Annotated in this window: 24 protein-coding genes, 1 tRNA gene and 1 pseudogene; 10 read left to right on the forward strand and 16 right to left on the reverse strand. The window is 62.7% G+C overall.

What is annotated here, in order from left to right; translation table 11 throughout:
* Positions 1 to 135: 135 nt before the first annotated feature.
* Positions 136 to 990 carry a fructosamine kinase family protein gene (locus E0E39_RS01350; protein WP_130873141.1) on the reverse strand — a complete coding sequence of 285 codons (855 nt, stop codon included), beginning with the start codon at positions 988 to 990 and terminating at the stop codon, positions 136 to 138.
* Positions 991 to 1,185: 195 nt separating this feature from the next.
* Between E0E39_RS01350 and E0E39_RS01355 the strand changes: the two genes are divergently transcribed.
* Positions 1,186 to 2,145, forward strand: coding sequence for a bile acid:sodium symporter family protein (locus E0E39_RS01355; RefSeq protein WP_130873142.1), 960 nt, complete (start codon positions 1,186 to 1,188; stop codon positions 2,143 to 2,145).
* Positions 2,146 to 2,244: 99 nt separating this feature from the next.
* Here E0E39_RS01355 and E0E39_RS01360 read toward each other — a convergent pair whose 3' ends face one another.
* Positions 2,245 to 2,859 carry a TetR/AcrR family transcriptional regulator gene (locus E0E39_RS01360; protein WP_130873143.1) on the reverse strand — a complete coding sequence of 205 codons (615 nt, stop codon included), beginning with the start codon at positions 2,857 to 2,859 and terminating at the stop codon, positions 2,245 to 2,247.
* A 132-nt stretch (positions 2,860 to 2,991) separates the two neighbouring features.
* Between E0E39_RS01360 and E0E39_RS01365 the strand changes: the two genes are divergently transcribed.
* Genes E0E39_RS01365 through E0E39_RS01375 form a run of 3 tightly spaced genes read left to right on the forward strand, consistent with a single transcriptional unit; the run spans position 2,992 to position 6,075 of the window.
* Positions 2,992 to 4,092 (forward strand): lipocalin-like domain-containing protein, encoded by a 1,101-nt coding sequence (locus E0E39_RS01365; RefSeq protein ID WP_130873144.1) that lies wholly within the window; start codon positions 2,992 to 2,994, stop codon positions 4,090 to 4,092.
* A 56-nt stretch (positions 4,093 to 4,148) separates the two neighbouring features.
* The gene (locus E0E39_RS01370; protein WP_130873145.1) at positions 4,149 to 4,895 is read left to right on the forward strand and encodes a hypothetical protein; all 747 of its coding nucleotides are present in this window, start codon (positions 4,149 to 4,151) and stop codon (positions 4,893 to 4,895) included.
* A 52-nt stretch (positions 4,896 to 4,947) separates the two neighbouring features.
* Entirely contained in the window at positions 4,948 to 6,075 is a 1,128-nt protein-coding gene (locus E0E39_RS01375; RefSeq protein ID WP_130873146.1) for a hypothetical protein, read from the forward strand.
* 84 nt (positions 6,076 to 6,159) lie between these two features.
* Here E0E39_RS01375 and E0E39_RS01380 read toward each other — a convergent pair whose 3' ends face one another.
* The 3 genes and pseudogenes from E0E39_RS01380 to E0E39_RS16715 all read right to left on the reverse strand — a co-directional run bounded on the left by E0E39_RS01380 (position 6,160) and on the right by E0E39_RS16715 (position 8,583).
* Positions 6,160 to 6,669 carry a hypothetical protein gene (locus E0E39_RS01380; protein WP_130873147.1) on the reverse strand — a complete coding sequence of 170 codons (510 nt, stop codon included), beginning with the start codon at positions 6,667 to 6,669 and terminating at the stop codon, positions 6,160 to 6,162.
* Between the two features lie 359 nt (positions 6,670 to 7,028).
* Positions 7,029 to 8,093 (reverse strand): annotated as a pseudogene (locus tag E0E39_RS16225) (IS256 family transposase); the annotation flags it as partial.
* A gap of 277 nt (positions 8,094 to 8,370) precedes the next feature.
* Positions 8,371 to 8,583, reverse strand: a complete 213-nt coding sequence (locus E0E39_RS16715) for a DUF6301 family protein (RefSeq protein WP_425470581.1) — start codon at positions 8,581 to 8,583, stop codon at positions 8,371 to 8,373.
* 231 nt (positions 8,584 to 8,814) lie between these two features.
* Here E0E39_RS16715 and E0E39_RS01410 point away from each other — a divergent pair, with 231 nt between their 5' ends.
* Entirely contained in the window at positions 8,815 to 10,326 is a 1,512-nt protein-coding gene (locus E0E39_RS01410; RefSeq protein ID WP_130873151.1) for a glycoside hydrolase family 6 protein, read from the forward strand.
* 450 nt (positions 10,327 to 10,776) lie between these two features.
* Here the strand turns inward: E0E39_RS01410 and E0E39_RS01415 are convergent, their stop codons facing one another.
* The 9 genes from E0E39_RS01415 to E0E39_RS01460 all read right to left on the reverse strand — a co-directional run bounded on the left by E0E39_RS01415 (position 10,777) and on the right by E0E39_RS01460 (position 18,477).
* Entirely contained in the window at positions 10,777 to 11,061 is a 285-nt protein-coding gene (locus E0E39_RS01415) for a DUF6301 family protein (RefSeq protein WP_130873152.1), read from the reverse strand.
* Between the two features lie 497 nt (positions 11,062 to 11,558).
* Positions 11,559 to 12,056 (reverse strand): TY-Chap domain-containing protein, encoded by a 498-nt coding sequence (locus E0E39_RS01420; RefSeq protein WP_207302378.1) that lies wholly within the window; start codon positions 12,054 to 12,056, stop codon positions 11,559 to 11,561.
* A gap of 159 nt (positions 12,057 to 12,215) precedes the next feature.
* Positions 12,216 to 12,647, reverse strand: a complete 432-nt coding sequence (locus E0E39_RS01425) for a DUF6301 family protein (protein ID WP_245988393.1) — start codon at positions 12,645 to 12,647, stop codon at positions 12,216 to 12,218.
* A gap of 21 nt (positions 12,648 to 12,668) precedes the next feature.
* Entirely contained in the window at positions 12,669 to 12,920 is a 252-nt protein-coding gene (locus tag E0E39_RS01430) for a hypothetical protein (RefSeq protein ID WP_130873155.1), read from the reverse strand.
* Positions 12,917 to 15,535: a hypothetical protein gene (locus E0E39_RS01435; protein ID WP_130873156.1), complete on the reverse strand. Its 2,619-nt coding sequence runs from the start codon at positions 15,533 to 15,535 to the stop codon at positions 12,917 to 12,919. The genes E0E39_RS01430 and E0E39_RS01435 overlap by 4 nt, the downstream gene beginning before the upstream one ends.
* Before the next feature lie 434 nt (positions 15,536 to 15,969).
* Positions 15,970 to 16,341 (reverse strand): DUF6507 family protein, encoded by a 372-nt coding sequence (locus tag E0E39_RS01440; RefSeq protein ID WP_281275560.1) that lies wholly within the window; start codon positions 16,339 to 16,341, stop codon positions 15,970 to 15,972.
* Between the two features lie 3 nt (positions 16,342 to 16,344).
* A complete protein-coding gene (locus tag E0E39_RS01445; protein WP_130873158.1) occupies positions 16,345 to 16,680 on the reverse strand; it encodes a hypothetical protein in 336 nt (111 codons plus the stop codon).
* Positions 16,681 to 16,684: 4 nt separating this feature from the next.
* Positions 16,685 to 17,770, reverse strand: coding sequence for a DUF6177 family protein (locus E0E39_RS01450; RefSeq protein ID WP_130873159.1), 1,086 nt, complete (start codon positions 17,768 to 17,770; stop codon positions 16,685 to 16,687).
* Positions 17,771 to 18,132: 362 nt separating this feature from the next.
* A complete protein-coding gene (locus E0E39_RS01460) occupies positions 18,133 to 18,477 on the reverse strand; it encodes a hypothetical protein (RefSeq protein ID WP_130873160.1) in 345 nt (114 codons plus the stop codon).
* 380 nt (positions 18,478 to 18,857) lie between these two features.
* Here E0E39_RS01460 and E0E39_RS01465 point away from each other — a divergent pair, with 380 nt between their 5' ends.
* A complete protein-coding gene (locus E0E39_RS01465) occupies positions 18,858 to 19,697 on the forward strand; it encodes an undecaprenyl-diphosphate phosphatase (RefSeq protein ID WP_130873161.1) in 840 nt (279 codons plus the stop codon).
* 205 nt (positions 19,698 to 19,902) lie between these two features.
* Here the strand turns inward: E0E39_RS01465 and ppgK are convergent, their stop codons facing one another.
* A complete protein-coding gene (gene ppgK / locus E0E39_RS01470; protein WP_130873162.1) occupies positions 19,903 to 20,679 on the reverse strand; it encodes a polyphosphate--glucose phosphotransferase in 777 nt (258 codons plus the stop codon).
* 96 nt (positions 20,680 to 20,775) lie between these two features.
* Here ppgK and E0E39_RS01475 point away from each other — a divergent pair.
* Positions 20,776 to 20,849 (forward strand) — tRNA-Gly (locus E0E39_RS01475).
* A 151-nt stretch (positions 20,850 to 21,000) separates the two neighbouring features.
* Here the strand turns inward: E0E39_RS01475 and E0E39_RS01480 are convergent.
* Positions 21,001 to 22,671: an oleate hydratase gene (locus E0E39_RS01480; RefSeq protein ID WP_130873163.1), complete on the reverse strand. Its 1,671-nt coding sequence runs from the start codon at positions 22,669 to 22,671 to the stop codon at positions 21,001 to 21,003.
* A 138-nt stretch (positions 22,672 to 22,809) separates the two neighbouring features.
* Between E0E39_RS01480 and E0E39_RS01485 the strand changes: the two genes are divergently transcribed.
* The 3 genes from E0E39_RS01485 to E0E39_RS01495 all read left to right on the forward strand — a co-directional run bounded on the left by E0E39_RS01485 (position 22,810) and on the right by E0E39_RS01495 (position 24,584).
* Positions 22,810 to 23,439 (forward strand): TetR/AcrR family transcriptional regulator, encoded by a 630-nt coding sequence (locus E0E39_RS01485; protein ID WP_165444591.1) that lies wholly within the window; start codon positions 22,810 to 22,812, stop codon positions 23,437 to 23,439.
* Positions 23,440 to 24,115: 676 nt separating this feature from the next.
* Positions 24,116 to 24,325 carry a mersacidin/lichenicidin family type 2 lantibiotic gene (locus tag E0E39_RS01490; protein WP_130873165.1) on the forward strand — a complete coding sequence of 70 codons (210 nt, stop codon included), beginning with the start codon at positions 24,116 to 24,118 and terminating at the stop codon, positions 24,323 to 24,325.
* A gap of 28 nt (positions 24,326 to 24,353) precedes the next feature.
* Entirely contained in the window at positions 24,354 to 24,584 is a 231-nt protein-coding gene (locus E0E39_RS01495) for a hypothetical protein (RefSeq protein ID WP_130873166.1), read from the forward strand.
* Positions 24,585 to 24,920 lie beyond the last annotated feature (336 nt).

The following is a 24,920-nucleotide window of genomic DNA, read 5'->3' on the forward strand; positions in this document are numbered from 1 at the left end:
TCGTGTCGAAACCATGGTGACTGTGCGTGAAGACCTGAGGTCGGGTGTGTTGTTCGGTTTCCTGTGGTTTCGACTCGGGCTGCTCCTTCGTCGCGGCCCGGCTCAACCAACTTCGATGGGTGTCCACACCGCGTCTCAGGCGGCGAGGCGTCGCAGCGTCGACATCACGGAGGCGCCGTAGCCGCCGCCGAACAGGATGGCGTGCACCAGCAACGGGGTCAGTTGGTGCCAGGGAATCCTTTCCTGCCAGCCGTCGGCCAGCGGGTGGGTTTCGTCGTAGGCGGCGAACGCCTCCGCGCCGAAGCCGCCGAACAGCGCCATCATCGCCAGGTCGAACTCGCGGTGTGCGTAGTGCGCGGCCGGGTCGATGAGCCAGTTGACGCCCCCGACGTCCACCAGGCGGTTGCCCGCCCAGAGGTCGCCGTGGACCAGCGACGGGGGTTCGGGCGGGCCGCACAGCTCGTCGACGCGACAGGAGAGGACGTCGAGCAGGCGCAGGGCATCGGCCGGCACCCGTTTCTCCGCGACGGCACGCCGGGTCAGTGGCAGTACCCGGCGTTCCAGGTAGAACTCGGACCACGACGATGCGGGGGTCAGGTCCACCTCGACGGAACCCAGATATCCCGAGGTGTCGCCGTCGAGGCCACCGAAGTGGGGTGCGGGCAGGCTGTGCAGCCGGGCCAGGCCGACGCCCAGCGCCGATTCGGTGGCAGATCCGCGACCACCCTCGTCGATCCATTCGAGCACCAACCCGTGGGGTGAGGCGGCCAGTACCTCGGGGACCCGCAGCTCCGGTGGTGCGGCCTCCCGCAGAGCCCGCAGGCCGCGCGCCTCGCGTTCGAACAGCAGCCGGGTGGGGGAGGGGTGTGTCTTCAGGAACACCGGCCCGGAGGGGGTGTCGAGCCGGTAGGCCCGTGCGATGTCCCCACCGTGCACCGGGGTGGTTCGGATCACGTCGAGGTCGGTGATCAGCTCTTCGGGTAGCGACATGCCCCCAAACTACCGGCACGGACCCGGGAGGCCGGGGAAGAGCCGGTTGAGCCGGGTTGCGATGAAGGAGCGGCCCGTGTCGAAACCATCCGGCGGCCGACAAGCAGAGCCGTCGACGGGTCTCTGGGATCCGGCGCGACATTTCCAACCCCCTGCGACTTCCAGCGGTCGGCGTGCAAGGATGGGGTCACCATCATGACATCGCACCAACTCAACCGCCGGTTGTCGGCGTTCATGCCTTTCGTCGTCCCGCTGGCGATCGTCGTCGCGGTGCTTTTTCCCGGGCAGTTCGGGATCCTGCTGCCCGCCATCGCGCCGGTTTTCTTCATCATCGTTTTCGCCGGCTCCTCGACCCTGAGGGCCAGGAGCATTGTCGAGACGTTTCGTCATCCGCTGCCGCTGCTCCTGGTTCTTGTGATCCTTCACGTCGTGATGCCCGTCGTCGCGTGGGCGGTGGCCCGGCTGGGGTTCGCGGGCAGCCCCGACATCGCCGCGGGCATGGTCCTGGAGTTCCTCGTGCCGACGGCGAGCGCGGGGTTCGCGTGGATCGCGATCTGCGGGGGTGATCTGACGCTCGGGCTCGTCGCCGTGTTCGTGGATGCGGTGCTGACCCCCGTCCTGCTGCCCTTCGGGGTGGAGTTCCTGACCGGCGCCCACGTCTCCGTGGATTCCGGTGAGCTGATGCGCAGCATGGTGGTGATGGTGCTGGCGCCGTCGGTGCTGGCCGTCGTTTTCAACGAGGCGACGGGCGGCAGGGTGAGTGGCAGGGTCATTCCGTGGCTGCAGATGGTGGTGAAGTGCGGGATCGTCGTGGTGATCCTGGCGTCCTCGACGCGCATCGCGCCGATCGTGAGGACTCTCGATCCGATGCTCCTGGTGATCACGGGCGTCATGTTCCTGATCTCCCTGGCCGGTTACGGGTTCGGGTGGCTGGCGGCGCGCCTGACGGGGCAGGGCAGGGCGGTCACGGTGGCGATGATCTACGGGTCGGGGATGCGCAACATCAACGCCGGCGCGGTGATTGCCGCGGCCTTCTTTCCCGCGGCGACGATGTTTCCCGTCATCATCTCCACCCTGTTCCAACAGGTCACGGCGGCGCTGATCTCCTTGGCGATCCAGCGACGCCTACCCGAGGCCACCCCCGGCGATGTGTGAGCGTGGTGACGAGCAGCACCCGCCGTGGTGATCGTCGTGCCCCGTGGGGTCCGGCGCCGTGTGCGGTGGACGCGGGGCGGCCCGCCCGGCTGGTTCGGTTCATCCGGGAGCGCCTGGCCCCGTTCCCCGGTGGGACAGGGTTGTGTACAGAGGAACTGCCACGTTGCGCACCACGCGGTCGAGGAAATCGTCGCTGACGTCGCGTTGGAGCAGTTCGGAGCGCAGCAGGCCGACCGGGGCGAGCACCGCCTCCTCGGGGATGTGTGCCGGTCCCAGCTCGCCGCGGTCTCGGGCCGCCGCGATGGCGGTGCCGAGGGACTTCCTGACCGGGGCCGAGCCGCTAGCGGCCATGTCCTCCATGAGCTCGGGGTCGGCCTCCCCCAGGAGTGCGCGCAACGTACCCGGCGACAGTTTCCGGGCGGGCCCGAGGAGACTCGCCAACGCGTTGCACAGGTCCTCGCGCAGTGAGCCGGAGCTTTCCAGGATAGGGATCGCTGCGAGCTCGGCCGCCATGGCGTGGGCCACCAGGCGGGCGCGGGTCGGGAACCTCCGGTAGAGCACCGGTTTGCTGGTGCGGGCGCGGCGCGCGACCCCGTCGAAGGTGACGCCCTGGTATCCGCGATCCTCCAGCTCGGCGCGGGTCGCGTGGTCGATGGCCGCGAGAAGGTCGTCGGCGCGGCGTCTGGAATGGGTGCGCGGTGTGGTCGTGGTCATGATGCTTCCTCTCGCTGGTCCCAAGGGTAGTGGGTTGTGGAACGTGCCAACGCGAATTAAGATACGATACGTATCTAGTGAGGATACGATCCGCACTCATAAATTGGGTGCGACTGAACGGAGGAGCAAGCCATGGACACAGTGCGACTCATGGACACCCCCGAGGACTACGCACGCCTCGGCGTGCAGCCCGGTGAGGTTCAGGTCTGGGAGGACCAAAGGCGCAGTGAACCCGGGCCGGGAGCGTGGGAATGGTGGTATTTCGACGCGATCCTGGACGACGGTACCCAGACGGTCATCCAGTTCTTCACCAAGAGTAAGGACACCGTCAACGACGCCGTCGACCATCCCACGGCGACGATCAAGGTGACGCTGCCCGACGGCACCCTCTACCAGCGCGCCGACGAACGCCCCCTGACGGAGACCGACTGGGGCGAGGGCCGGGCCGCCGTCCGCATCGGCCCGCACCGCTTCGAGGGGGACCTGCGCACCTACCACATCCGGGTGGACCCGATTGATGGCGTCGGCGCTGACCTGCACGTGACCAGCCAGTCGAAGCCCTACCGCCCGGGCACCGCCTATTTCGGTTTCGGAGAGCGCGACGAGGACTACTTCACCTGGTTGTGTGCCGTGCCGAAGGCTGAGGTCAGCGGCACGTTGACGGTGGATGGACGGGTCGTGGAGGTCCACGGCCGCGGCTATCACGACCACCAATGGGGCACCACCAACTATCTTGCGCTGTGGAATCACTGGCTGTGGGCGCGGCAAGGCTTCGAGGACTATTCAATCCTGGTCTTCGACCTGGTGGCCTCCCAGCGCTACGGCTTCACCCGGTTCCCGATCTGCTTCATCCAGGACGCTGAGGGAAATCTCGTCTTCGAGAACACCGGTGAGCTGGCTGGGTGCGAGCTGCGGGAGATCCACCACGACGAGGCCTCGGGCAAGGACTACCCGCGTTCTACGCGTTACGTCTTCGACCACGACGGCACCCAGGTGGTGTACGACCTGCGCGCGGACCGCGTCATCGACCGTTTCGATGCTCGCGAGCACATGCCGCAGGAGGCCTGGGAGAAGCTCGCGAAAGCCGGTGTCTACCCGACCTATGCCCGTTACAGCGCCGCGGGTGAGCTGCGCCTCACCCACCGGGACGTCGTCCAGGAGCGCAGCGGCCAGCTCATCTACGAGTTCATGTATCCCGGTACCGCTCCCTTCGCCGAGCACACCGGACTCTGATCGCGACCACCAACCGCAAGAACACACGCAGAAAGAACGACGAAAGAAGGCACATCATGAATCTCCCCGTGCACGAGATCCTGGCCACGAACCAGGACATCCAGGTCCGGGCCGCCACCGACATCGGGGACGCTGACGACGCGACCATCGACGGCTGGGAACTCGCCGCCTCGCGGCGGGCCTTGGGCAACCTGCGCACGCTGCTCAACGGCAGGCCCATGCTCGATCTCATCGCCGATCAGGTGGACGCGTCCACCTCCCGCTACAGGCGCTATGCCTCGGAATCCGAGGGCCGTTTTCGCGGCGGGCACGTGCTGCTGACCCTGACCGGCATCACCGTCAAAGAGCTGTTCTCGATGGTCTCGCGCCTCATGAAGGACGCAGGCGGTACGGCCGAGGCGCGAGAGGCGGCGAGCCTGGAGTTCCTGTTCCCCAGCCACCCGGAGCACTACGGCCTGGCGGCGGGCAGCGTCGGTGTCGTCGAGACGATGGGAGGTTCCCCGACGCTGACCCACGTGTCCGTGATTGACCCGGAGGAGGCCCCCGAGGATGTCAGGAGCCACATGGACCCCTCCTACGACGTCAGCACCGTTGGCCGCGGGCTGCTGGATGACGACGAGACGGTCCAGAGCTACGTGGTCCAGCAGTTCAAGGACACCGACGACGGCATGGTCGCGGACCTGTGGATCTTCTACCCGCAGGCGGCGCCGGCCTCCGACGTCGAGGAGCACCTGCGCCACTACGCCGTCGAGTTCCGCAACGGAGCGCGCCTGGCAGCCGCCGCACGTCGCACTGGGGCCTGACCGGGCCGCGAACCCGGAGAACAAGCGGAGAACAAGCGCGAAGGAGACACCCATGAGTACCGCACGACTGATGTCCACGCCCTCCGACATGGAATCACTGGGCCTGGTTCCCGGGCTCGTCCAGCAGTGGGAGGACGGCCGGCGGGACACCGACCTGCCCATGCACAACGAGGTCTGGTACTTCGACGCGGCCATGGACGACGGCACGACCGTCGTCGTCGGGTTCCGCCCGAAGATGCCCGCCGACATGGGGCTGGAAACCTCCAGCCCCAATCTCAACGTCAACATCACGACGCCCGATGGGCAGGAATACGTCGACATGATCCAGGTCGACCCCGCCGGCTGCGAGATGTCCACGCAACGCTGCCACGTCGTCTACGGTCCGCACTCGGTCACCGGGGATTTGACGGACTACGACGTCGTCGTGGAGCCCGTCAACGGCATCGGCGTCAGACTGCATTATCACGCCATGGTCAAGCCCTACCGGGCGGGTGGCACCGCCCACGTGGCGCTGGGCGAGGGTGACGAGTTCTACTACACGGACATGTCGGTGCCCCGCTGCGTCGTGACGGGAACCGTGACCGCAGGAGGACGGACCTGGGACGTCGCAGGGGAGGGCTATCACGACCACCAGTGGATGAACATCCACCCCTTCGCGGCGTGGCACCACTGGCTGTGGGGGCGTTTCCACGGCCAGCGTCACACGGCGGTCATCTACGACTTCACCGCATCCGAACGCTTCGGGTTCGCCAGCGTCCCTATCTTTGGCGTCATGGACAACGCCACCGGAGAGGTGGTTTTCGACAACCGGGACCCGGCCCGGCGTGAAACAGTGACCTACCACGACGACGTCACCGGCAAGGACTATCCCCAGCGGAGCCGTTACACCTTCCGCGGTGATGACGGGACCACCGTGACCTTCGAGGTCGAGCGACGCGACGTCATCGAGTTCCGTGACGTCTACGGCGACGCCGAGGGAGGTGACCGCTACGGCGGGATGTCGGGTCGCGAACAGCGGGCGAGGTACGACGCCCTGGGCATCCGGCCCACCTACATGCGCTACACGGCCACCGCGACGCTGACCGTCACCGGTCCGGACGGGACCAGCCACCGGGAGGCCGGGGACATGATCTACGAATTCAACTACCCCGGTAAGCCGGACCCACGCGTCCGGCTGTGAACCTCCAGATGCGCGGCGGAACCCTTCTTTTCGCCGCGCAGAGGGCGTTTCAGCCCTGCTGGCCGAGGTGATACCCGACTTGGCTCATTTAGTGCGCTGGGTCCTGCCGTGGATCGTGTCTAGCCAGGCCTGGATCTCGGGTGGGAGAGGGTCTTCAGGCGTGATGATGTGGTCGCCGGCTTGGATTCCGATGGTGCGGTAGCGCCGTAGGCTGCGGACCAGGTGCTGCAGTGCGGTGCCGGTGACGGCTTCGAGGTAGCGGGTGAGGGCGACGAACACGATGGCCAGGTGGGCTTCGATCGAGTCTTTGATGTGGTGGTAGACGGGTCGGGCCGCGAGGTCGGGCTTGGACATCCAGAAGCTTTTCTCGATCTGCCAGAGCTGGTGGTAGGCGCCGATCACAAAGTCCGGGGTGGGATTGTCGATGGTGGTGATGTAGCCCTTCCATCCGGCCAGAGCGCGGGCCTTGTACTCCAACTCCAAGTTCAGGGATGTGGTCGCGCCGACCAGTTTGATGAATCGGTTGCGCTTGACCGGGGTACGGCCTTTGATCGCGGCTTGGGCTTTGCGGATCTGCGTATCGATGCCTTTCAACCTGCGGCAGGCCCGCGGGACCACGGCTGGGCCAGTACCAGCTGATCAGCGGGTTCCCGGTTCGGGTGCTTGTGCTGCCACTGCTCGACAACATGGGGGACCTCGGGGATCCGGTGTCCGATGATGTACTTCAGCCCCGCTCCGGCCAAGGCTTTCAGGTTGGCATCGGACATCATCCCGGCATCGGCAACCACAATGACTTCTGGTAGCTGGTAGGCGGCCATAAACGATTGGATCGAGGAGATCAGCGCGCGGGTTTCTGCCTTGTTCGAGCTTGTCAAGTTGTTTGTGTAAATGGTTGGGTTTAGTTGGTTCGGGGTAGCGGATGGCGAGTTCGTTGAGGGCTCTGGCCGCGGTTCCTGGGTGATCTTGCGCAGCTGGTAGTTCAACGACTCGATGCTGTTGGTGGTGTAGATCACCTCCCTCGTGGCGGGACCGAAGTCAAGGAACGGGATGAACCGGAACCGAGGCGTTCTCCCAGGTCGCTACCGCGGCCGGGTACTTCCTACCCCAAGGTGCGAGTTGGCGAACACCGGCCAGGGTTGCCAGCGCGGCATCAGCGTCAACAGCCGTTCCAGTTCGGTTTCAACGCCGCTGTGGCGGCTTTCCGGTCGGTGTAGGCGACGTAGCGCATGGAAGCCCGGATCAGATGCACCACGCAGGTTTGGACCAGGGATCCGGGCCAGGTCGGCCTCGATCGCTTCGGGGAAACCGGTCAACCCGTCACAGCAGACGATCAACACATCCTTGAGACCGCGGTTGGCCAGCTGAGCACATGCTGGCCCCAAACTTCGCACCCTCAGCGGCCTGGACCCGGATCCCGAGCACGTGTTTGACACCCTCGGTATCGACTTCGACCGCAGTGTGGGCGTGGCGGTTCACCGTCTCGGCTCTGGTCCCGGACCTTCACCACCAGAGCGCCCAGAAAGATCACCGGGTAGAACACCTCCACAGGCCGGTCCTGCCATTGAGTGACCTCGCCCATCACGGCCTCGGTGATGTTGCTGATGCTCTCGTGGGACAACTCAGTGCCCAGTGTCGCGGCGAGGTGATGCTGGATCTCACGGATCGTCACACCGGCCCGCATAAAGGCTGATGACAATGTCATCAAGACCACCCAGCCTCCGCTCACCGGTGGGCACCAACCGCGAGGTGAACGAGCCATTACGGTCCCTGGGTCGATCCAACCCGACCAGCCCCACCTCGGTATCAATCCGCTTCGGCACGGTACCGTTACGGAAGCATTCCCGAACCCCGCCCGGCCGGGTCGTGTTTCTCATAGCCCAGGTGCTCGGTCAACCCAGGCCTGCATCCCGCGTACCCTGCACCGCCTTGACCAGCTCGGGAAACAACCCACCCTCCCCGGTCAAAGCGATCCCCCGCTCACTGGCCGAAGCCAACAACTCACCCCAGCAGCCGATCATCAATCAGCTCCCGCCCCAGCTCACCCGCCCGGCTGAACGACTCACTGCTCCCAGTAGGCTTGGCCACAGCCAATCTCCTTCAGATCAGCCCAACCCCTTTTACGCAAACCATCCGACACCCTCGAAAACGGTTTCTTTTCAAAATCATCCCATGTCATGTTCGTGAAACTCCTTTACGTGTAGATCGCATCAAAACGTGAAGCAGCGATTTCGGTGGGGTCGGTTACTGATTCCGATCAAACCCCAGAGTCTCGCGCTCTTGTGAAACTCGAGTCTTCTAGAGGAACTGCCTCCGCCCCTCCGGTGTGAAGAACTGAGACAAGACACTCCATCTCCCGCTCGTTACTTGGGTGAACATGTCTCCGGGGAATCTCCACGTTACGCCGGGGCCATCCCCGGCCTCCAGTAGGAATGGCTCTCCCCAGGCTTTCTTCCCGGCCGTCACGCAGGACACGAGATGATCATTCAACTCGGCAGCACCACTTGACACCAAACCTCCCCAGCTGACGGTATCACGTTCCTGCAACCGCTCACGGCCCCGTCCGTGATCTCCTTGGTGAAATTATCAATTTCCTCCAACTTGTCCCATGCTGGAGGCCGATCGACCGCGCGGCGCCGATCGATAACAGGCAATCATGAGAACTCTCTAATCTATGCTGCCTCCGCCCCAGCAACACCAACGGTCCCGTTGCATCCGTCTGGGTGCCCAAATTTTCGGGGTGTGACCTCGCCATTCATCATCCATGGCATGTCGAGTAACTTTCATGAACCCTTCGTGAGGCATGATGGCATCATGACTGTTTCACACCTCAGAAAAACCAGTCTTGCCGTTGCGGTGGTTGGCTCCTCAACGGTGTCCATGGCGCTGCCGGTCTTCACCCCGACCGCAACTGCCGCCCCCACCCTCAGCGTGACTGCGAAAGCAACTCTCAGCGATGGTGCAGGCCCCGATTTCCAAGTGAGGGTCAACGGCGTCGACCAAGGCCGTTTCACGGTCAACTCGACCGACTACACCGTTTACGAGGTTTCACTGACGGCAGACCTGAAGAGCACCGACAGTGTTGACCTGTTCTTCGGCAATGACGCCATGAACCAGACCGGAGACCGGAACCTGTGGGTTCAGTCGGTCAGCGGCGGGAATGGTGTCGACTTGACCATCAAGAACGCCATCGTGGATGCCGGTAATACATGGGAGACCGCGACCGACGGCGCGAACACCTCAACGACGACCGGCGCAGTGTGGGGCAATGCAGCCATTCGCTGGAATGTGCCCAGCGCACCGGCTGCCCCCAGCGACGGGAAGCCCGCCGCAGCGACCGGCACCCCTTATCTGCCGACCAGTACCGCGGCCTACTGGGCGTATGGGTCCGAGACTGACTCGGCGAAAAAACGCGCCTTCTACAACATCGGTTACACCCCCAGCGTGGTGTGGTATGACGGTGTGTCATCAGATGCAGACACACGACTCAAGAACACGCTGGCCAAGGCCAAGGAAGCCAACCAGGTTGCCCAGATCGCCCTGTACGGCATTCCCCAACGCGACTGCGGCTCTCTCTCGGCCGGTGGTCACAAGAACGCTGAGAGTTACAAGGCGTGGATCGACCGGGTTTCGGCCATGGTTGGCGACCAGACCGTCATGGTGATCGTGGAACCCGACGCGATCGGCTACTGCGGCAAAGCGGAGATCCGCAAAGAGCGGGCCCCGCTGCTCACCTATGTCGGGCAGAAGTTCCAGGCCAACAACCCCAACGCCGCCCTCTACATCCATGCCGGTTCCGGTCAGCTCGATCAGGAGGCGGCTGCAGATGCCGTGATCGATGGAGGCATCAAGTACATGCGCGGTTTCGCCATGAACGTCTCCTCGTCCGGCACGACCCCTGTCGAAGAGGCGTGGGCCGAACAGTTTGTCAAGACCCTCGAAGCGAAGGGCGTTGCCGGAAAGCACTACGTAGTCGACACCAGCCGCAATGGTGTTGCCCTTCAGGACGACTCCAACCCAGGCGGGAAGTTCCTGACCTGCAACAACCCGACCGCCGCCGTGGGAACGCGGCCGACGAGCAATACCACCGGTGCCCATGCTGACGCATATGTGTGGGCCAAACCGGTCGGCGAATCGGATGGCGTGTGCCATCCAGGTGACCCGGATGCAGGAAAGTTCTTCCCCGAGCTCGCAGTGAAGGTCGTTCAAAATGGAGTGACGGCCGGTACCATCGAATACTGGGAAGTCCCCTGATGCTGATGGATCCCCTTGACCGGGGCTGAGACATCTGCGCTCTGTTGGTCCGGCTTAACTGCGCCGGACCAACAGAGCGCAACCGGTAGTTTTCCCGCATCTTCGCGCATGCATGTCGCTTCCCACAACCGTACACTGCACGACACTATCTAGGGAGTGAGATCGTTGACTTGGATGGGTCATGGAAACTGTAGGAGCGTGTTGGTCCATGTGATGAAATCCTGCGGGGCGGGTCTGATCATTATGCTTCTTTCTTGATGAATTCGGTGACGAGTTGTTCGTTCTTGAGTTTGAGGGTGAGTTTATCGCCGAGATCAAACTGTCCCACCTTGATGGTGCCGTCGGTTCGGGGTCTACTATTTCGTAGGTAGTCTTGGTTTTCACTTGTTGGTAGGGGTTGGTGTTGCTTGGTTGGAGCCTCCACTGCCTTGTGGCCCGTGTGTGGTTTTTCTACATGAATTCCCCTCGTCCTTGTGGGGTGATGAAGCGGAATCCGAGGCTGTAGAAGCCCCACGTCAGCTGAGCGAATCCGCGTTCGGGGAACATCCACGTGACGGTTGGGCCATCGCCGGCTTTCAGCAGGAATGGATCTCCCCAGGTCTCCTTCCCGGTGGCCATGCAGGAGATGAAGTGATCGTTCAGTTCGGCGACACCTTCATCATCCTCGGTCTCATTCACTGCCGTGGGAAGAAAAAGGGCATACACATCCCCTTCTCTGGTGTCGCCGAGGATCACATTCCTCGTACCGTTGTCGTCACATATTTTGAATTAGTCCGGTAGTTGGGTGGGTGCCCATCCCAGTTTCTCCGCGTAGGGGCCGAAGTCGTTGATTTTGAGGGGCCATGGGATTTGGGTGAGTTCATGGCTCCATGCGATGAAATCCCTCCATGGAGGCTTATTCACAGCCGCTTCGAAGCTGGTTGAGCCGGACCGCGACGGAGGAGCAGTCCGTGTCGAAACCACCAGAGTTGGCCGCAATTCTCAGGGCGCGACCACCAGAGCATTGCGCTGGCCGTTGCCCCCTGTGAATAAGCCTCATGGTTGTTTTTTCCTGAGGAATTCGGTGACGAGTTGTCCGTCCTTGAATTTGTGTATGATTTTACCGCCCGGGATGGAGTGGTTTGGGTGGATGGTGAAAAGGTCTGTTCGTGGAGCCGCCCTTGACATTTTTGGTGGGCGGCTCTGCGGACAGACTTTGACGGGTTTGTGGTTTGTTTGATTGGGGGTTGGGTCTACACCTGCTCTCGTTGGAGGCCGAGGTTGGGGAGGGTGAGGTCGTCGGTTCCGACGCTGCGTTCTTCTTCGGGGATTTCGTCGCGGTAGTCGGGGTAGCTCCACGCTTTGTAGACGAGCTGTTCCGGGGAGTCAACACCGCCACTGTCGCGGAGCCGGGTGACACATGCCCGAACAACATTCCAGATAGTAGCGCTGGGTGTGGGCCAGGGAAGCTCTTGTTTCCACGTGAAACCGTCCTCATCAGGAGCGAACCCCAACTCCCGGAACTCCGCCTGCTGCCCTTCGGTGAAGACGACCCGCTGGTTCCCGGCATTCAACAAGGACAACTCGGCGGTCATGGTGGTGTTTTTGCCGAAGGCGTAGATTCCACCGAACTGTACGAACGGTGTTCCCGTTTTCCCGTTCTGGTCCGGGGCGCCAACAATCAAAATGGTGTGTGATGGAAACGTCATGATCGTTGAAAACAGTTTCTTTTCAAAATCATCCCATGTCATGTTCGTGAAACTCCTTTACATGTAGATTGCATCAAAATAAAAACAACTTTTGAGGTCAAATGTGACGCGCCATATTGCTTAATCATTTTGATGAATTGGGTAGTCTAAGGTCGTCCACAGTGTCTCTAAAGACCGTTAGTTTTAGGACTTACTTACTGCTTAGGCGAAATACCACCATCCCTGAGGCGTGATGAACTGGAACAGAATAGCCGTAAACCCTCCTGTCACTTGAACGAACGTGTCCCCGGGGAGCCGCCAAGACGCGGCTGGTTCCTTTCCTGCTTCGAGCAGGAAAGGGTCCCCCCACTCCTTTTTCAGGGCCGCCACGTAGGACACGAAAACGTCATTTAGTTTCGCAGCGCCGTCAGCGTCCTCGGTCTCGTTTCTCGCCATGACATGGGAAAGGTCGCATATCTCCTCGGAGCTGATGGTGCCAAGTGTCATATCATCCACATCGCTGTCATCACATACGCTGAATTCGTCTGGTAGTGGGGTGGGTGTCCAGCCGAGTTGTTTGGCGTAGGGGGGGGAAGTCGTTGAGTTGGATGGGCCACGGGAACTGTACGAGTGTGTTGGTCCAGGTGATGAAATCCTGCGGAGTGGGTTTTGGCATTATGTTTCTTTCTTGATGAATTCGGTGATGAGTTGTCCGTTCTTGAGTTTGAGGATGACTTTACCACCGAGGTCAAACTGTCCCGCTCTGACGGTGCCGTCGGTTCGGGCGTTCACCATTTCGTAGACGACCTCGACGCCCTCGATTTTCAGTTTCTGGAAGAAACCGGCGTGTTCTGGTGAGTGCTCCAAGGCAGTCAGGGCCTTGAGGAGTCTTGGGTCTTGGTGTTTCCCGGCCAGCAGGTCCATCATGTACTCCGCGGTTCCCTGTTGTGCTCTGGGGCCTGCGGCGGTTTCTCTGCTGCCGAGTCCGGGGCTGTCGCCGCCCTTGTTCTCCCCGAACACCAACTGTTCTCCCCGAACACCAACCGGGAATCACCCTCGGTGCTGAACCGATCTCCCTTCCCTGCACCAGTGGGTGACGCCCCATCTGGGGTGTTGGCGGGTTCACCCAGCAAGGGTTTGCGCCCCACATCAGCCCCGTCGAGGGTGTGGTGATGCCCTGCACGATCCCCGGCCCACTCCGAGACCTTCCGCAGATCAGACGCGGAATCCGAAGCGGTCTCGAGACTATTCTTGATCTGGTCTGCTTTCGCCTGCGATTCAGGATCCAATTTATGCTTGATTTTGTCAATTTCTTTTGCGAGTTTTGTGTAGGATTTGTCGGTGGTGTCGAGTTGTAGTTTCTTGCCGTCCCTTGTTTTCAGGGTGTCGATGTCATTGATCGCCTGAGTGGCCGCGCGACGATCCGTGCGTGCCCTGGTGCGGGCCTCGTCCCAGAGGCGTGTGTCGGCCCTGGTGCGTTCGGCCAGCGCGGGATTGTTCCAGTCGTGATCGCCCAGCAGGATCTTCTGGGCATAGTACTTGATGCCCTTGGGGCGGTGAGCATACGGATCCTCCGCGAACTGGCCATTGTCGGAGTTTCGTAGTTTGTTGTCCTGGCTCCTGAAAGTCCCCTCCGGGTCGGAGGCGTAGTGTTTCCTGCCATCACCACGATCAACCTCCACCGGATCGCCGTGGTCGTCGTAGAGCGGGTTCCCGTTCTCGTCATAGCGGGGAAGATCATCTATCGGATCGCTCCCTGAACCCGATCCCCCGTGATCCGACCCACCACCAGAACCAGAACCAGAATCCTCACCCGGACGACCATGACCATCCACACCATCACCATGCCCGTCACCAGGATGCTCACCCCGGGCAGGGTTTTCATCCACGTCAGGATGCTCACCCCGGCCCGGCTGCTCATCCAGATCGGGATGCTTGCCCCGGCCCGGCTGCTCATCCATGTCGGGGTGCTTGTCCCGGCCCGGCTGTTCATCCATGTCGGGGTGTTTGTCCCGGCCCGGCTGGTTGTCCATGTCGGGGTGCTTGTCCCGGGCCGGGTGGTTGTCGGGTGTGGTGTCGGTTCTGGGTTTGGCAGGATCACCGGTATCGCTGCGGGGGTGCTCGACATCGTCCCCACGCCCCTGTGGGCGTGTCCTGTCGCCGGTGGGGTGCTGCTCGGGCGACTCCGCAAGGTCGGTGTCCGGTTTCTTCCGGGGAGCCTCGGGGACATCACTTCCCGGTTCGCCACCGCGGTGCCGTGTTTCGGGAGCCGGGTCGTTCGGTGTGTTGTTCTCATCCGGGGAACGCCTCGGCCGCGATGGAGCCTCCGGTTCCGGCACATGACCCGGCGCGCCACCATGACGGGCCGGCGCGCCACCATGATGCCCCGACGATCCGCCATGCGATGATCCACCACCCCCGTGTCCGGCCCCGCCGGTGCCGGTGTGCGGAGTGGTGTTGTTGGTTCCAAGATGAGCACTCGCCGACCCACTGCTGCCATGTGATGCTCCTGCCCCGCCGGCGCCGTGATGCGATGCTGGTGTTGTACCGGGAGAATCCACCGGGTTCGACGTGAGTTTCGGCCCACCCGGGTTGGTCGGCGCCTCGAAATCAGGACCTGCCAGCGGCCTGCCCGACGACGAGCCCCCGCCACCGGCACGCACCCCGGACGACGGAGTATCAGGAACGGAGCGGGACAAAGGACCGGACTTGGCCGCGGTCGGGGTGTCACTCACCGATAGCGGACTCCTGCCCGACCCGGGATGAAGATCAACCTTCTTGAGCACGTCCGCGCTGAAATCAACAACCTTGACCGCACCCTTGACCAGCCAGCCACCCCCGGACACCGCGAAATCAGCTACCTTCGTGGAAAGATTCACCGCCTTGACCACCACACCACCGGCCCTACCAGCCGTAGCAGCCGTTTTCAGTGCCGCACCACCAGCCCCAGCACCAGGAATGAAATTCGAACCGATGTTCAACGCCGACTCGGTCAGAGTCGCGATCCCGTCCTTCTTCCACTTGTGCCAGCCGTCCTGACCAGCCTTGTGGGCCGCGTAATCGAAACCGATCATGCCGGTCCACGCGGTCGTGGCAACCTCATGCCGGGCATCCACCCAAGCATCCACATCATCGTTACCGAAGAACTTGATCGCCCCACTCAACGTCGGAGAGGCCAACAAAACCGTCGACCCGATGAAATCAGCCATCCCCACCCACGTGTTCGCAAAATTGTCCCACGACCACGACCCATCCGCACCGACCCCGACCATGGCCTTGAGACCATCCCACGTGCCCTGAACAAAGTTTCCCGCCCCATGCACCACCGACTCGCCACAGTTACGATTCTTCTCCACCGCACCACCCCACGGCATGACCTCCCCCGACTGCATGATCGCATCCGCCGAGATTCCCTCCCCCCCCGGAACACACACCCCATCCAACAACCCATTAATCATGTTCGCGCACGCCGCAGCCGCCGTGGTGAGAGTCTCCACCACCTTCGCATACCGCCCCAACAACTCGTTGTTACGATCCACCACCTCCTGATGATCCCGCCACCTATCCCCATACTCCGATATCGTGGCAGTACGAAACGCGGCAGCCTCCTCCTCCAAACCCGCAAGCTCCGTCTTCACCGGCTCTACCGCATCCGCGAAATCATCCAACGCCCCAGAAGCCTTCTCAAACTTCGTTTTGATCGTCTCCGACGCCGACGCGGCCGGAGCCATCAACCCATACGCCAGCTCCGCCTCCGGAGCCACATACACCCCCGGTAAACCATTCCACAACCCCACAATCGTATCCATCCGGGAATCAATCACCTGCCCCATCAACCTCAACTTCCCAGACGCCGCCCTCACATTCTCGGCATCAATACTCTCGCTCTTACACGGAAACGCCTCCGGCAACACCAACCCATCCCCCGACTGCGGCTGCTCACCCATCACACACCACCCTTTCCTTGTCCAAGAATCTACTGGTCGCCCTTGTAACCGTGGGTTTCGAAGAACGAGAAATCACCACTCGATGCCGACAACACCATCTGCTGCTGGAACTCACCGGCCATCGCCTCCTGCCCACGGTTGTAGGCGGCAACCGAGTTCGCCACCCCGTTCGTGCCGGCAGCGACCCGGTTCGTGACCGCCTGCAAATTCGATTTCTGATTCTCCATCAACGCCTGCAACGCCTTCGGTACTTCCGCAATCAGACCGCCGGCCTCACTGATCCCGGTGAAAATCGCCTCGAACTCCCCCTCGCCCAGCACCGCAACCAAACCCTCCTGCTCGGCCCCCACGCTCGTCAGGATCCCTTCCACGCCAGCAGGATCAATTCTCCAACTCGTCAAGAGTCATATCCTTTCTCGTATCAAACCGCCGATCTCGGTGGCGATCGCTTCAGCCACCGAGCGGCCTTTCTCCGTGTTGTCAAAAGGCACCATGATCTCGCTCCACAGCCCGAATGCCTCCGGTGGATCCATCAGCGCGGCCGCTGCCTCCCGGGCATCATGGATCACCATGGGGGCATGCACCGTCAAAACATGCTGCCCGGTCTCGTCGTGCAGGGTCGATACCTGACCGTCGAGCCATTCGAGCATTTGCCCCGTCATCCCCAGCCGCTTGTACGCGCGATGGTGCACCTCCTCGGTGAGGGGAACATCACTGAGCAACACCAACTCCGTGGCCACCGGTTCATCCTTTCGTTTCTCTCCCGGACGCTGCGTCATCGAACTCGACCGCCAACGCAGCCGCCAGGCGTTCCTGATCGAGGTCGTGAGCGAACCCGACCAGCTGATGCCACAACTCGTCCCTACCGCTGAACCTCACCAACAAACTCGGCGCCCGCCTCAAACCCAGCGGCGTCACGTCATGATGTGCCGACAGGGCCGCCACGTCGATCTGCAAATCCCGCACCGCCGGCGCCCCGATCAACACCGCCAACGGCACGTCCATTCTTCTTCTGGAGGCAATCTGCCCCAGCGAACCGTCCAGATCGACCACTTCGCTGTACGAGACCATCGCCAGATTCGGACGGAACCCCTTCACCAGGCCCTGGAGGGTTTCGGTGATCGCCGGGTGCATCGCCAACGGCGCCCCCTCCGGGAGACCCTCCGGTTTCCCGTACTCACCGGTTGGCACCAACCCTCGGGTGTGCTCCAACAGCCCCGTTCTGGTCCGGGAGACCTGGATGCTCACCGGTTCCCCGTTCTCACCGCGGGCCAGATGACGTTGCGATACAGGCATCTGCATCCGCAACGACCAGGTGACGTCATCCCTGTTCCACACGTTGGCCAGTGGTTCGCACTCGCCCCACCGCACCAACCTGCCGCCGCCAAGACCCGCAACCATGTGCTCGGCCACCGCTCCGCACCGGGTTCTTTCCTGGGCCCGCTCCCGCGTGAACACATCGAAGAAGAAAGCCCCCCGGGCGTTGGGGGCCAGCTCCCGGAAGGACCACAGCTTCTCCCGACCCTCCAGCGGCTTCTCCCACAGGTCCTGAAGCCGTTGGAGGCGATACCCGGACCGGCCGTCGTAGATGGCGCCGTCCTCGCCCCGGACGACCCACAACCCGCCGGAGAACCGCAGCTCGTCGGCAACGAACCATCCCAGATGAGCTGCCGTGGAAGTGCCCAGGATCGGTTTGACCCGATCCTCGCGAGCATCCCGGATGAATCCGCGAACCACCGCCGTGAGCGTGATCCGTTCACTCGAGCACAGCAAGGCCCGGTAATCCTGGCCCCACTCATCGGCGAAGGGAGAAAACGCGACCTTCGTCATTCGGGGACGGCCGAGCGTGCGGTCGACAGGGCCCGTGCCGCGACGTCATCGTTCTCCGCCAACGACTGGCGAATCGCACAATCACCTCACGCACCTGACGCCCCGCCATGTTCCACCGCTGCTCCAGATGCGCATACTCATCAGAGACCCCGTCAGCCTGATACGCACTCATCGCCTGCTTCACATCAGCATCCCGACGATCCAACGCAGCCTCCAACTCCGAGGCAACCACCTCGAAATTCCCCTGCACAGCCTGAGACGCACCCACACTGTAATCATTACGATCCATCTGATTGCCCGACATCACACACTCCCAACAAAAGAACAGAAAACAACAACCCCCCAAAACATCACAACAAAAACTACTGCGGACCGATGCGCGACAAAAACCCCGCAGAACTGAAATCGGCTGCCCCCTCCGCCGACTCATGCACCGACGCACCATCCTCGGCCGCCGTCACGAACGCCCTGTTCTGCCCTAAAATCGACCCCACAATCCCGGCCAATGCAGAATTCAACGACGCAGAAATCTCGTCCACACTCACCTTGAACTTGTTAAACGCAGCCCTCGCCGGACCGTTCACCTGACCCGACAACGGCTCAGCGGCCTCATACAACCGCCTCACCAACACCCCCAAATCCTCCGACTCCGTCTGCGACCGCTGCCCCAGCACCACCAACGTGTCACTCTCCATCGCGAATTTCACCGCACAACACCCCTTTCCTTACACACAAAACAAACAAGGTCCCCATACCCTCACCCACCACACCTCCACCCCACAGCCACCCTTGAAACGTCAAGCACAAACCACATTCCACCAATCCACCCCAAAAGCCCCTGACAAGCAATAACACCCCATTCCGAGCCGCGACGTCAGCCAAAAGGACGACAGGTGTCAACCTCGTTCGGCATAACACGCGGTTAACGCCGAACGACCCGTCATGGAGCCGCCGGACGCTCGGGGGCGCTGCTGTCGCGCCAAGGGCCGGACTGCCTCCTTCTCGTGATGTTGGCGCCGTTCCTGCCCGGTCATCCCGGGTGATACCCTCGGCCCTGCCGCTGTTCGCTAGAACCATCAGGAGACCCATGAACTGGCTGCACGCCGTCATCCTCGGCATCGTCGAAGGGATCACGGAGTTCCTTCCCATCTCCTCCACGGGGCACCTCAACATCGTCGAGAAGCTGCTCGGCTACGAGATCAGCTCGGAAGGCATGACGGCCTTCACCGCGGTGATCCAGGTGGGTGCCATCCTCGCCGCGATCATCTACTTCTGGAAGGACATCGTCCGGATCGTGGTGGCGTGGTTCAAGGGTCTGGCCAGCAAGGAGGCCAGGCAGGACCCCGACTACACACTGGGCTGGGGCGTGATCCTCGGTTCGATCCCGGTGGCCGTGGTCGGCCTGTTGCTCAAGGACTTCATCGAGGGCCCGGTTCGTTCCATGTGGGTCATCGCCGGGGCGCTCATCATCTGGAGCGTGGCCATGTGGCTGGCCGACCGTCAGCAGAACCTCACCAAGGGCATGCAGGACGTCAGCATCAAGGACGCCCTGATCATCGGCTGCTTCCAGGCCCTTGCCCCGGTCTTCCCGGGCATCTCCCGCTCGGGTGCCACCATCTCCGCGGGCCTGTTCCTGCGTTTCGACCGGGTGACGGCCACCCGGTTGTCCTTCTTCCTGGGCATCCCCGCTCTCGTGGCCGCCGGCGGCCTGGAGGCCGTCACCGCAGGGAAACACATCGCCGACGCCTCGATCGGCTGGGGGCCGACGATCGTCGCCACCGTGGTCTCCGGAGTCGTCGCCTACGCGACCATCGCCTGGCTGCTGAAGTTCGTCTCCTCCAACAAGTTCACGAGCTTCCTCGTCTACCGCGTGATCCTGGGAGCGGTCATCATCGCCCTCATCCTCGCCGGTCTCGTCGCCGCCTGAGTAATCCCAGAACGATGTAAATAGTGAAGCTGGTTGAGCCGGCCTGCGAGCGTCAGCGAGCCGGTCGTGTCGAAACCCGCGGTGGGGGTGTCCGGGGAGTTGTGGACGGGTCTGTCCGCCGGGTTTGGGGTGGTTTCGACTCGGGCCGCTCCTTCGTCGCGGCCCGGCTCAACCGGCTTCGGAGGAGGGACGCTCACGTGTTGGCTCAACCGGCCTGGGAGGGGTCCGGGTGCAGGTCGGCGTCCTGGGCCGCGAGCGCGGCACCGATGATTCCCGCCCGGTTGCGCATCTTCGCCGGGACGATGGGGGTGTGCAGCTGCAGCAGGGGCAGGAACTTCTCCGAGTCCTTCGACACCCCACCGCCGACGACGAACAGGTCGGGGGAGAACAGCATCTCGATGTGGCTGTAGTAGCGCTGCAGGCGAACGGCCCACGCCTTGTAGCTGAGCTTCTCCTTCTCCTTGATGGACGAGGCGGCGCGGGTCTCCGCGTCGAAACCGTCGAGCTCCACGTGTCCCAGCTCGGCGTTCGGTATCAGCACCCCTCGATGGATGATGGCGCTGCCGATTCCGGTGCCCAGGGTGGTCATGATCACCAGGCCGTCGTTGCCCCTCGCCGCACCATAGTGGACCTCCGCCAGCCCGGCGGCGTCGGCGTCGTTGACCAGGGTGACGGGTCGCCCCAGGTGATCCTCGAAGAACCTGGAGGCCTCGAATCCCGCCCACGACTTGTGGAGGTTCGCCATGAACGGCACCCTCCCGTGCACGACGGGGGCCGGGACGGTCAAACCGATGCGGGAGTCGGCGGGGATCTGCTCCTTGAAGTTCTCGACGATCTCCGCCACCACCGCCGCGACGTTCTTGGGACTCGACTTGGCGGGGGTCGGGATGCGCACCCGGGCCTCGGCGAAGTCTCCGAGCGTCAGGTCGACAGGGGCGCCCTTGATGCCGGAGCCGCCAACGTCAATGCCCAGGATGTTCATGCCGGCAAGCATAGGGGTTTCGCCGTGCCCGGCGGTATCCCGGCTTGCCAAGCGGGCCTGGAACTCCGCTAGACTGGGGCCGTCCCTGAGCGACGCGCGGGCGTAGTTCATCGGTAGAACGGAAGCTTCCCAAGCTTCAGAGGCGGGTTCGACTCCCGTCGCCCGCTCCATCATCCTCTTCCTTACCCCGGTTTGGTGGCCTTCGCGGGCGAATGCCTGCCTTGCCGGCAAGGGCCAGCGCTACAGCGCAGGCGAATGACCGGAAGGCAGGCGAATCCGCGGGGGAGGGTGGCTGGGGGGCGACCTCCGTCGGTGCAGTCCCTAGCGGAACATCACCCTGGTCGCCCTGGCGAGCACGCGCGGGTCCCGTTCGTAGTGGTGCAGCTTCGTCAACGGTTTGTCCAGTCCCAGCAGCGTGTACACGGCCACCTGCGCGCATCGCACCGAGTACTGCTCGGTGAAAACCATGTCGAACGGCATCTCGGCGAACTGGCTGACGAACGCCAGGTTCTTCGACCCGTCGGGCACCACCTTCGGGCGGTCCAGCGTGGTGCGCCGGTTGAACAGGGCCGACGCGTAGGGCATGTGAGCGGGCACCACGTTGACCACCGTGGCCATCAACTCGTCGACGCGCTCCGTGATCGGATGCGCGGTGGTGTCGATGCGACCCAGGTGCCCTATCGTCTCCAGCAGCATCTCCCGTCCCGTCATCTCGATGAACGGCTTGTCGATGAAATCCCCCGGGCGGCGCGGATGGAGCGCATACCCCCAGAAGACTCCCTGTTCGGGGGTCTGGGCGTGGTAGTGCGGCTGGTGGTGCACCACCAGGGAGATCAGCGGGCCGGAGTCGACGAAGGTGTTCAGCGCATTGCCGGGCAGCTGACGGGTCAGCCGGGAGATCTCGTTGATGAGGCCGTGATCGGAGGTGGTGACGGTGAAACTCGTCCACTCCGACTGCGAACGGTCGTTGAAGAACTTGTCCGGGTGGCCGAGGTTGTAGAAACGTCCCGCGGCCTGTTTCCACAGCAGGGCCGACGGTGCGTAGCGGTGGTCCTCGACGATCGCGGTGTCCAGGTCCCCGATCGAGGTCGAGTCCGTGATGGAACCGTTGGTGTCGAACACGAGATCCTGTGGTCCCACCTCGATCAGGCCCTCGGCGTCGTCGTTGTCCACCTCCTCGTACCTCAGGCCGGTGACGATGATCTCGTCGCGCAGTGGGGTGTCCGCGAAGACGAACTCGGTGACCTTGCGGTTGGTGATGAAGGTGACGCCCTGACCCTGCAGGTGGGCGCGCAGCGGCAGGATGACCGACTCGTACTGGTTGTACGGCGTACGGGTGACCCCCTCCAGGGTGTTGATCCGGGAGAACTCGAGGATCATCCGGTTCATGTAGCGGCGCAGCTCGGCCGCGGAGGAGACGTCCTTGAAGGCGAACGTGGTCTGCCACATCCACCAGAAATTCGTCTCGAAGAAATCCGGCGTCTCGGCGAACCATTCCCGGATCGAGACGTCGTCGAGCTCGCTCTCGCGCGACTCCGGCAGCATCATCAACCTGGTCAGCAGCAGGCGTTGTTTGTTGGTGAACTGCATGTGCCGGTAGCCCTTCGGACCCGAGACCCGCAGCCCCTCGGAGTCGATCAGCCTGCCGATGTCCTTGGTGGGGTGCGCGTGGTCGAAGTCGAGGATCTCCTGCGTGACGGACTTGCCCGGCTGGTCCAGCGACGGCACGCTGCCCATCACGTCCCAGAAGTTCTCGTAGGTCTCCTCGTTGAGCATCCTCCCGCCTCGGTTGAGGAAACCCTCGGAATTACCCAGCGGGTGGTGCCCGTACTCGCCCTCGAACTCCTTGACGGCCGCGCCGTCGTTCGCGCCGTGCGTTTCAAGCCCCAGGATCGTGATCTGGTCGCCTCTCCAGCCGCCGTCGCGGATCAGGTAGACGGCAGCGGCGAGGTTCCCGATTCCCGCCCCGATCATGTAGGCCCTGCGAGTCATGTCTCCCAGCTTTCATCCATCCGACGCCGCACCTTCTGCGGCATCCATGAAACGGATCATACTCCGTTCGGAGTGCGCTCCAAAATGGTATCGTGGGAGCAGTTCCGACGACGTCCCGTGACGAGCCAGGTGATGACGATGACCATGCAGCAATCGGCGCCCGCACCGGGAACCTCGCTGCGCGAACGCAACAAGACAGCCAAGCAGGAACGCATCCTGGAAGCCGCCACCAGACTCTTCGCCGAGAAGGGCTACGAGGCGGTGACCACGGCGGAGATCGCGGAGGCCGCGGAGGTGGGGGTGGGCACCCTGTTCAGGTACGCCGGTTCTAAGGCCGAGCTGCTCGTCGCGGTGATGAACAGCCGCTTCGCCGAGGGCATCGAGGCCGGTCTGTCGGAGGCGGCGCAGGGACGGGAGATGGCCGAGTCGATCATCGCCATCCTGCGGCCTTTCGTCGAGGAGTCGATGACCCACCCCGAGAACATGCTCGCCTACGAACGCGAGGCCCTGTTCGGCAGCGTCGAGCACCGGGAGGAGGCCACGAGCAGCGTCTCGCGCGTCGAGCAGGCCATTCTCCAGGTGTTGCTGCTCCACCGGGCGAAACCGCGAGACCCGTCGGCCGGTCTCGAGGACATCGCCCACACCATCTACGCCGCGCTGTACCTGGACATCGTCAAGGTCACCACCGGTCGCAGCGCCATGGCGGACCTTCCCGCCCAGGTGCGACGCTCAGTCGACTTCCTCACCGCGGCGCTGCTCAAAACCTGAATCCGTCGCGTACCTCGGGAGGGGTGGGGCAGTGGTTTCGGCCCGGGCCGCGCGTCAGGGGGTTTGCGTTTTGGGGGTGTGCCGTTGATGGGGGTGGCGTGGCCCGGCGGTGAGACGGCGCGCCATCGCCTACTCCTCTGACCTTCCCTTCCCGACAGGCATGCCTAACCTTACAGCCGAACGGCCTGTACTGCAGCGCAAGCGCGCGACCACACGATGGCGAAACACGGGGGTGATATGGATCCCGCGGGGAGCAGTCGCCAACACACTGCCCGCAAACAAGCCTCCATCACTAACTTTCAGGCAGAACCATTACGGGTACATCTCTGTATATGACCTAGCCAAAAGCCTGCTCGCGACATGCATATCACAAAATTGAGGTTTGACCAAAAGTTAACTGGACTCGACGCCTCAACGTGGATATTTTCTCTCCCAAGAGATGCAGCTCGCATCTCGCGGAGAGGTTCATAGTGAGCCAGTTGACGGGCATGTCGCTGGCATTGGAAGTGCCACCAGCATATCACGCGCTCATGTTCATAGTCCGGCACTGCGTCGTCAAGTGCAGGTGCTACATAAGGCTACTACTCCACCAGAGCAGTAGCAGCATCAGCAAATGGCGCAGTGCAGATGACACACTAAAGACCTCTTTAGGAACTCCTTGAAAGGAAGGACCACGATGAACAGCTCAGATTCGGCGATCCTGCTCCACAATCCGGCAGGAATTGTCGAGTTGGACACGGACGACATGGATCTCGACATGACCCACGGTGGCACCACATGGTGGTGCGCCATCGCGACCGCTACCATCGCGCTCACCGCCACGAAGTGCTCGCCTGACGGAACCCTGTGTGGTTCGTGCCAGATGGGCACCCGAGGGTGTTGCTGAACCACACTCGGGAAGGAAGTGAGCGAGCATGCGCAACGACGACGTGAACATGAACTCCTCTGAAGGCCTGCTGGCCGGCGTGGACCATCCCTCTGGCCTCATCGACCTTACTGAACTGTCTGACATCGAACTCGATGAGACCAGCGGTGCGGCTGGCACTGGTTTGGTCGGCACTTTCGGCTGCTGCTGGTGCGTCCCGTGGTATTCGGGCTGGACAGTTTGTGGTCTTGTCTGCTCCCACCCGGGCTGCAAGCGCTAACCCCTGATGGGGGAGGGCGGCGCCCTCCCCCATCTTCACCCCCACAGAATCGGAGTCATTGATGAGCAACAGAGCTACTGCCGTCGCACTCATACTGATCGCACTGTTCGGAGTTTTGTCCTACGTCTTCCTCGGTAGTAAGGCGCTCACCATCGGGGCTGTTGTGGCGATTTTGTTTGTGGCAATCGCGCGGGTCGTCAGGATCTGGGTGCCCAAGTCCTGATCGCAAGGATTTCCCCACCCCTCGCCACAGCAAACTGGAGCGATCTGGCATGTCTGTCCCCCGTCTTCCTTGGTGGCTTGCGTCTGGCCTCTTGGAGCGCCTTGGTGAACCCA

It is taken from the genome of [Pseudopropionibacterium] massiliense, from assembly GCF_900607225.1.
GTDB lineage: Bacteria > Actinomycetota > Actinomycetes > Propionibacteriales > Propionibacteriaceae > Arachnia > Arachnia massiliensis.